The sequence below is a fragment of the Verrucosispora sp. SN26_14.1 genome (assembly GCF_004307965.1).
Classification (GTDB): Bacteria; Actinomycetota; Actinomycetes; order Mycobacteriales; family Micromonosporaceae; genus Micromonospora.
In genome coordinates, this window is record NZ_SISL01000306.1 from 1 (window position 1) to 7,086 (window position 7,086).

The following is a 7,086-nucleotide window of genomic DNA, read 5'->3' on the forward strand; positions in this document are numbered from 1 at the left end:
GCGACCGGGAGGCGGCCCGCCTGCCGGGCCCGGCGGTGTCCGCACCCGGGCCGGAGACCCTGCTGACCGTGGAGGTGGAGTCGCGCTACCGGGGCACCGACGTCAACGGCTGGCTGGTGCGGCCCGAGGGGGAGCGGTCGCCGCTGCCCCCCGGTGTCGACCGCCGGTTGGCGGCGGGGGAGATGGTCGTCTCGCCGGCCCTGGCCGCAGTGCTCGACTCGCCCGACGGCGCGCTGCTGCGGGAGCGGTGGGGCGGCCGGGTGGTCGGCACCATCGGCCCCGACGGGCTGGCCGGCCCGGGTGAACGACTCTTCTACCTGAACTCGGAGCAGGTGGACGAGGAGTCCCTCGGTGCCCGGCGGATCGCCGCGTACGGCGGTGGCGGCCCGCAGGAGTCCGGGGGAGTGCCACCGGTGCTGCTGGTGCTGGGCGTGCTGGGCCTGGTGGTCCTGCTGCTGCCGGTGATGATCTTCGTGACCACGGCGGTGCGGTTCGGCAGTGAGGCCCGCGACCGCCAGCTCGCCGCGATCCGGCTGGTCGGTGCGGACAGCGCGATGACCCGGCGGGTGGCGGCGGGGGAGAGCCTCGTCGGCGCGGTGCTCGGGTTGGCGCTCGGGGCGGTCGGATTCGTCGGCGTCCGTGGGGTGGCCGGCGACCTGCTGCCGCCCGGGTTCAGCTTCTTCGCCGCCGACATGCGTCCGGTGCCCGGGTTGGCGCTGCTGGTCGTGGTGCTGGTGCCGACCGTCGCGGTCCTGGTCACCCTCTCCGCGCTGCGGCGGGTGGTGATCGAGCCGCTCGGCGTGGTCCGGCGCGGCAGCGAGCGTCATCGTCGGTTCTGGTGGCGGCCACTGCCGTCACTGGTCGGACTCCTCCTGCTCTACCCGCTGGTCGGCGGTCTCCCCGAGCAGGCCGGCGGCCTGCTGGTGGAGCTGCAACTCGCCGCCGGGGCGACGCTGCTGCTGGTCGGGGTCGTCCTGCTGCTGCCGTGGCTGGTGCAGGCGACGGTGCGGCGGCTGGGTGGCGGCGGCGTCGCGTGGCAGCTCGCGGTCCGCCGGTTGCAACTGGACAGCGACACCGCGGTCCGCGCCGTCTCCGGTATCGCGGTGTCGGTGGCCGGTGTGATCGCCGTGCAGGGAGTGCTCGGCGCGGCGCAGACGCACAGTGCGAGCGACCTGAGCCCGGACGACGACTTCCAGGCCGTGGTCTTCGTCTATGAGCCGGGCGTGCCCGACGGTCCCGCGCGGACCTGGGCCGAGGCGCTGGCCGACACGGTCGGGGTGCGGGCCACCAGCGGGGTGGCGGACCTGGGCACGGCCCCGGACGCGGCACAGGTCCATCGGGTCTACATCGCCGACTGCGTGGCCCTGCGCCAGTACGCCGCGCTGCCCACCTGTGCCGACGGTGACAGCTTCGCCGGCCCTGGTGGCGCGTCGACGGCCGCGGGCACCACACTCACCTTCGACGACGACGGCACGCCGATCCGCTGGACGGTGCCGGCCGAGGTCCCCACGGTGCGGCAGTACTCCACGCTGGTCGTGGCGGACTTCCTGCTCACCCCGGGCGCGGTGGAGGTGCCGCCGGTCAACCCGAGCAGCGTGCTCGTCGCGTACGACCCGGCCGACCGGGACGCGGTGGAGCGGTTGCGCAACACCGTCGCGAGGGTGGACCCGACGGCGGTCGTGCAGACGTTCGAGGAACGCCGTACCTCCTCGGTGCTGGCCGGTTACCAGCAGGCGCTCCAGATCGGCGCGGTCGTCCTGCTGCTGGTCATCGGCGCGAGCATGTTGGTCAACATCCTCGAACAGTTGCGCGAGCGGCGGCGGCCGTTGGCGGTGCTCAGTGCGTTCGGCGCGCGCCGCCGCAGCCTCTCCGGGTCGGTGCTCTATCAGGTGGCGATCCCGGTCTCGCTGGGCATGCTGCTGGCGGTCGTGACCGGAAGCGCGGTGGCGGCCCTGCTCCAGTCGGTCGCCGGCATCGCCGTCGGCGTCAACTGGGGGGCGATCGCCGGGGTGTCCGGCACCGCCGCGGTGCTGGTGCTCGCGGTCACCGCTGCCAGCCTGCCACTGCTGTGGCGGTTGACCCGGGCCGAGGGGCTGCGCAGCGAGTAGCCGGGCAGGACCTGCGGATTCGCGGCGTGCCTCCGGGCGCGCCGCGAATCCGCGGCGAGCGGCTCCTCGCCGCCGCCCGCAGGCTTTCGTGCCCGCCGAGTAAAAGTTCACGCCACTGTGCACGAAAGTATCGACGGTTCGTGATATGCGGGCTACGCTCCGAGCGAATCGTCGTCGATCCGAGGGGTGGCCATGTCCCGTCGCACCGGAAGGCCCTCCTACCTGCAGACCCCGCCGGCCTCGGCGCATCGGACCTCTAGCCTGTCGATCCTCGGCGCCGTCACGGCAGTGCTGGTGGTGGCCCTGGTGGGCGGGCTGGTCGGGTTCACCCTCGGACGGCCGGACGACACCGAGTCGCGGATCGCCGACATGCGCGCCGCGGAGGTCGAACGGGACGCGCGCCAGATCGTCGAACTGACCGACCTGGCACGCCGCACCGGCCAGCAGATGGCGCCGATCCTGGTGGCCGTGCGGGAGAACGGGGAGTCCGGGCGGGCTCCCGAGCCGACGCAACTGGACCAGTGGCGGCAGACCATGCGCCAGCTCACCGAGGCGTACGCCGACCCACCGTCGGGCAGCACGGCCACCAACGTCGCCCGGGGCGGCCTGCGCAGCGCCGTGGCCCAGGCCACCGTCGCGGTCGACGCCGTCGCCCTGGCGGCGTCCGTGCCCGACGCCCTGCGCCGCGACCACCTGACGCTGGCCGCCCGGCAGGCCACCCTCGCCGCGACCACCTGGTCGGTGGCCGCGACGCAACTCGACCAGATCAACATCGACGCCGGCAACGGCCACCAGCACGTGCACCTCGACACCGGTGAGGCCGACGGCGCCCTCACGCCCGACGGCGCCGCCGAGGGCACCGGCGGCTGACGGGCTGTTCGTCCACCGCCGGTACGACTACCGTTGCGGGGCGGCGACGGGCCGCAGACCGGGGGTGGACGAGGACATGGGTGCCGGCACGCTTCTCGCGGTCAGCGACCTGCACGTGGGCTACGCCGAGAACCGGCAGATCGCTGCGGAGCTGCGACCCCGCTCCGACCAGGACTGGCTTCTCGTCGCCGGGGACATCGGTGACGCGTACGCCGATGTGGAGTGGACCCTGCGGACCCTCACCGAACGCTTCCACACCGTGGTCTGGGCACCGGGCAACCACGAACTGTGGACCCCTCGGCACGACCCGGTGGACCTGCGCGGCGAGCAGCGGTACGACCACCTCGTCGAGTTGTGCCGCACGCTCGGCGTGCACACCCCGCAGGACGAGTACCCGGTCTGGCGGGGTCCCGGCGGGCCGGTGGTCGTCGCCCCGCTGTTCGTCGGCTACGACTACTCGTTCCGGGCGCCCGGCACCACCACCAAGGAGGAGTCGCTGGCGCGGGCGTACGCCACCGGGATCGTCTGCACCGACGAGTTCATGCTGCACCCGGATCCGCACCCGAGCCGCGAGGCGTGGTGCTGGGAGCGGGTGGCGTACACCCGGCAGCGCCTGGACGCCTGCGACCCGAGCCTGCCGACCGTCCTGGTCAACCACTACCCGCTGGTCCGCGAGCCGACCGACGTGCTGCGCCACCCGGAGTTCGCCCAGTGGTGCGGGACGGAACTGACCGCCGACTGGCACGTCCGGTACCGGGCGGCGGCGGTGGTCTACGGTCACCTGCACATCCCCCGGACGACCTGGCACGACGAGGTGCCGTTCCAGGAGGTGTCGCTGGGTTATCCGCGCGAGTGGAAGCCCCGGGGCGGACGACCCGAGCTGCCGCGCACGGTGGTGTTCGGCGGCGCGTCGGCGACCCGTACGCCGGACGTCGGCAGCGGTCGGGCCGGCTGAGCCTCAGCCCTCGGTCCACCCGTGCCGGGTGGCGATGCGGATCACCTGGTCCCGCAGCCGGACGATCTGACCCGCGGTGAGATCCGGGGCGGCCTGGATGAACGCCTCGGTCACCTCGGCGCGTAGCGCCGCGGCGGAGAGCACGTCACAGGTGGCGTCCTCGTCGTACTCCTCGGTGTCGGCGGTCGCGACCGGGGCGGCGAGCGGACGGCGCTCCGACGCGACAACCCGGACGTCGTAGCCCTTGAGGCCCCGCTCGCCCTCCTTGATCTGGAACTCCACCCTGGTGCCCGGTGTGATGGCCTGCTTGCCCTCCATCAGGTCGTTGGCGTGGACGAAGACGTCCTCACCACCCTCTTCCGGGGCGATGAACCCGTACCCCTTCACCTCGTCGAACCGGACCACGCGCCCTACCGCCACAGCACTTCCCCTCCACTGACCTGCCACCCGCCGCCGTACCGCCGCATCCCGACCCCGTGCCGGCTCACCGCCGCTTCACCGGCGGCGGTGAAGCGGAAGCCCTCGGTGAGTTCACCCTACGTCCGGTGGCCGGTCCGAACCATCGTCCGGGCCGCGTCCACACCGTCCACTCAGTCCGCGTCCCAGCGGGCGAGATCGCGCAGCCACGCCTGCGCCGAACCGTCCGACGGCGCCCGCCAGTCGCCGCGCGGGGAGAGCGAACCACCGGCGACGACCTTCGGGCCGTTCGGCATCGCCGAGCGCTTGAACTGGGCGAAGCCGAAGAACCGGCGGCAGAAGACCTCCAGCCAGCGGCGGATCTCCGGCAGGTCGTAGGCGACCCGCTTGTGCTCCGGGAAGTGGGGCGGCCACGTGCCCGCCGCCGAGTCGTGCCACGCGTGCCAGGCCAGGAAGGCGATCTTCGACGGTCGGAAGCCGTAGCGCAGCACGTGGAAGAGGGTGAAGTCCTGCAACGCGTACGGGCCGATGCTGCTCTCGGTGGACTGGAGTTCCGCGCCCGGCACCAGCTCCGGGCTGATCTCGGTGTCCAGCACCGCGCGCAGCGTCTCGCCCACCTCCTCGTCGAACTGGCCGCTGCCGATCACCCACCGGATCAGGTGCTGGATGAGGGTCTTCGGCAGGCCCGAGTTGACGTTGTAGTGGCTCATCTGGTCGCCGACGCCGTACGTGCACCAGCCCAGTGCCAACTCGGACAGGTCACCGGTGCCGAGCACGATGCCGCCGCGCTGGTTGGCGAGCCGGAACAGGTAGTCGGTGCGGAGCCCGGCCTGCACGTTCTCGAACGTCACGTCGTAGACCGGTTCGCCGGCACCGAACGGGTGACCGAGTTCCTGGAGCATCAGCCGCGCGGTGGCGGTGATGTCCAGCTCGGTCGCGGTGACCCCGAGCGAGCGCATCAGCTTGTGGGCGTTGTCGCGGGTGTGCGCGCTGGTCGCGAAGCCCGGCATGGTGAACCCGAGGATGTCGCTGCGCGGCCGGCCCGCCCGGTCCATCGCCCGCGCCGCGACGATCAGGGCGTGGGTCGAGTCCAGGCCGCCGGAGACCCCGATGACGACCTTCGGGTCGCCGGTCGCCGCCAGCCGCTGGTGCAGGCCGGCGACCTGGATGTGGTACGCCTCGTAGCAGTCCTGCGCCAGGCGCGCCGCATCCGACGGCACGAACGGGTACCGCTCGACCCGCCGCCGCAGCCCGAGGTCCCGGGTCGGCGGCTCCAGCCGGAACCGCACCTCGCGGAAGCCGCCGGTGCGTCCCGCGTGCGCCCGCCGGTTGTCGTCGAACGTGCCCATCCGGAGCCGCTCCTGCCGCAGCAGGTCCAGGTCGACGTCGGCCACCGCGTGCCGCTCGTCGGCCGGGAACCGGTCGGTCTCGGCGAGCAGGACCCCGTTCTCGTAGATCATCGTCTGGCCGTCCCAGGACAGGTCCGTGGTGGACTCGCCCAGACCGGCCGCCGCGTAGACGTACGCGGCCAGGCAGCGTGCCGACGCCGACCGGCACAGCAGCCGACGGTCCTCGGCCCGACCCACCGTGATCGGGCTGCCGGAGAGGTTGACCAGGACGGTCGCGCCCGCCAACGCCGCCTCGGCGCTCGGCGGCACCGGCACCCACAGGTCCTCGCAGACCTCGGCGTAGAGCACCAGGCCGGGCACGTCCTCGGCGGTGAACAGCAGGTCCACCCCGAACGGCACCTCGGTGCCGCCGAGCCGGATCGTCCCGCCGCGCTCGTCGACCCCCGCGCCGATCTGCCGGGCCTCGTAGAACTCCCGGTAGTTCGGGATGTACGACTTCGGCGCCACGCCCAGCACCCGACCCCGGTGCACCAGCACCGCGCAGTTGTAGACCCGGCCCCGGTGCCGCAGCGGCGCACCGACGACGAGCACCGGCAGCAGCTCCGCCGACTCCGCCACCAGGTGCGCCAGCGCCGTCTCCACCTCGTCCAGCACCGCGTCCTGGAGCAGGAGATCCTCGATCGAGTAGCCGCACAGGCCCAGTTCCGGGAAGACCGCCACGGCCACCCCCTCGGCGGCGCACCGGCGGGCCTGCCGCAGGACGGCCTCGGCGTTGGCGGTGGGCTCGGCGATGCGCGTACGCCCGGTGCAGGCGGCGACCCGGACGAACCCGTGCTGGTAGACGGAGCGGAAGTTCACCGCACCATCATCGCCGAACCCGTCCCGGCCCCGGCCGGGACCCGACGCTGCCGCTGACCGACGCTGCCGCTGACCGACGCTGCCGCTGTGACGCAGGCGACGCGTCGCATCCGGTCACCGACCGTTCGCCTGATTGTGTCCCCCGGGTCCGATCCCCATGATCGGACCGGCCGGACCGCCGACACCGGGGTCCGGCCCGTTCGCGCCGGTCACCGCAGGTCGCGGCGTGTAGGTGCGGCACCGGAGGGGCAGGAATGGGCAGTGACGTCGTGGCGAGTCTCGTCGGCGGGCTGTTCTGCCTGCTGGTGGTCGCCGTACTCGGCGGGGCGACGGTCGCCTACAACCGTCTGGTCCGCTGCCGCAACCAGGTGCGGGCCTCCTGGGCCCAGATCGACGTGCAGCTCAGCCGCCGGCACGACCTGATCCCGAACCTGGTCGAGACCGTCAAGGGGTACGCGGCGCACGAGCGTGACGCGTTGACGGCGGTGTCCGCCGCCCGCAGCGGTGCGCTGGCCGCCGCCACCACGCC

At 73.2% G+C, this 7,086-nt stretch carries 6 protein-coding genes; 4 read left to right on the forward strand and 2 right to left on the reverse strand.

Annotated elements, in window-relative coordinates; all coding sequences use genetic code 11:
- The 3 genes from EYA84_RS22545 to EYA84_RS22555 all read left to right on the forward strand — a co-directional run.
- A partial coding sequence (locus EYA84_RS22545) for an ABC transporter permease (RefSeq protein ID WP_131055074.1) occupies nt 1-2,108 on the forward strand: 2,108 nt, incomplete at its 5' end.
- Between the two features lie 192 nt (nt 2,109-2,300).
- Nucleotides 2,301-2,978 (forward strand): hypothetical protein, encoded by a 678-nt coding sequence (locus tag EYA84_RS22550; RefSeq protein ID WP_131055076.1) that lies wholly within the window; start codon nt 2,301-2,303, stop codon nt 2,976-2,978.
- 76 nt (nt 2,979-3,054) lie between these two features.
- Entirely contained in the window at nt 3,055-3,933 is an 879-nt protein-coding gene (locus EYA84_RS22555) for a metallophosphoesterase (protein ID WP_131055078.1), read from the forward strand.
- A gap of 3 nt (nt 3,934-3,936) precedes the next feature.
- On the opposite strand, the gene EYA84_RS22560 is transcribed toward EYA84_RS22555, so the two are convergent.
- Both EYA84_RS22560 and EYA84_RS22565 read right to left on the reverse strand, forming a co-directional pair.
- A complete protein-coding gene (locus tag EYA84_RS22560) occupies nt 3,937-4,353 on the reverse strand; it encodes a cold-shock protein (protein WP_131055080.1) in 417 nt (138 codons plus the stop codon).
- A gap of 170 nt (nt 4,354-4,523) precedes the next feature.
- Nucleotides 4,524-6,557 (reverse strand): NAD(+) synthase, encoded by a 2,034-nt coding sequence (locus tag EYA84_RS22565; RefSeq protein ID WP_131055082.1) that lies wholly within the window; start codon nt 6,555-6,557, stop codon nt 4,524-4,526.
- 254 nt (nt 6,558-6,811) lie between these two features.
- On the opposite strand from EYA84_RS22565, the gene EYA84_RS22570 reads away from it, so the two are divergent.
- Nucleotides 6,812-7,086, forward strand: a 275-nt coding sequence (locus EYA84_RS22570) for a LemA family protein (RefSeq protein WP_131055084.1), incomplete at its 3' end; no start/stop codon positions are given.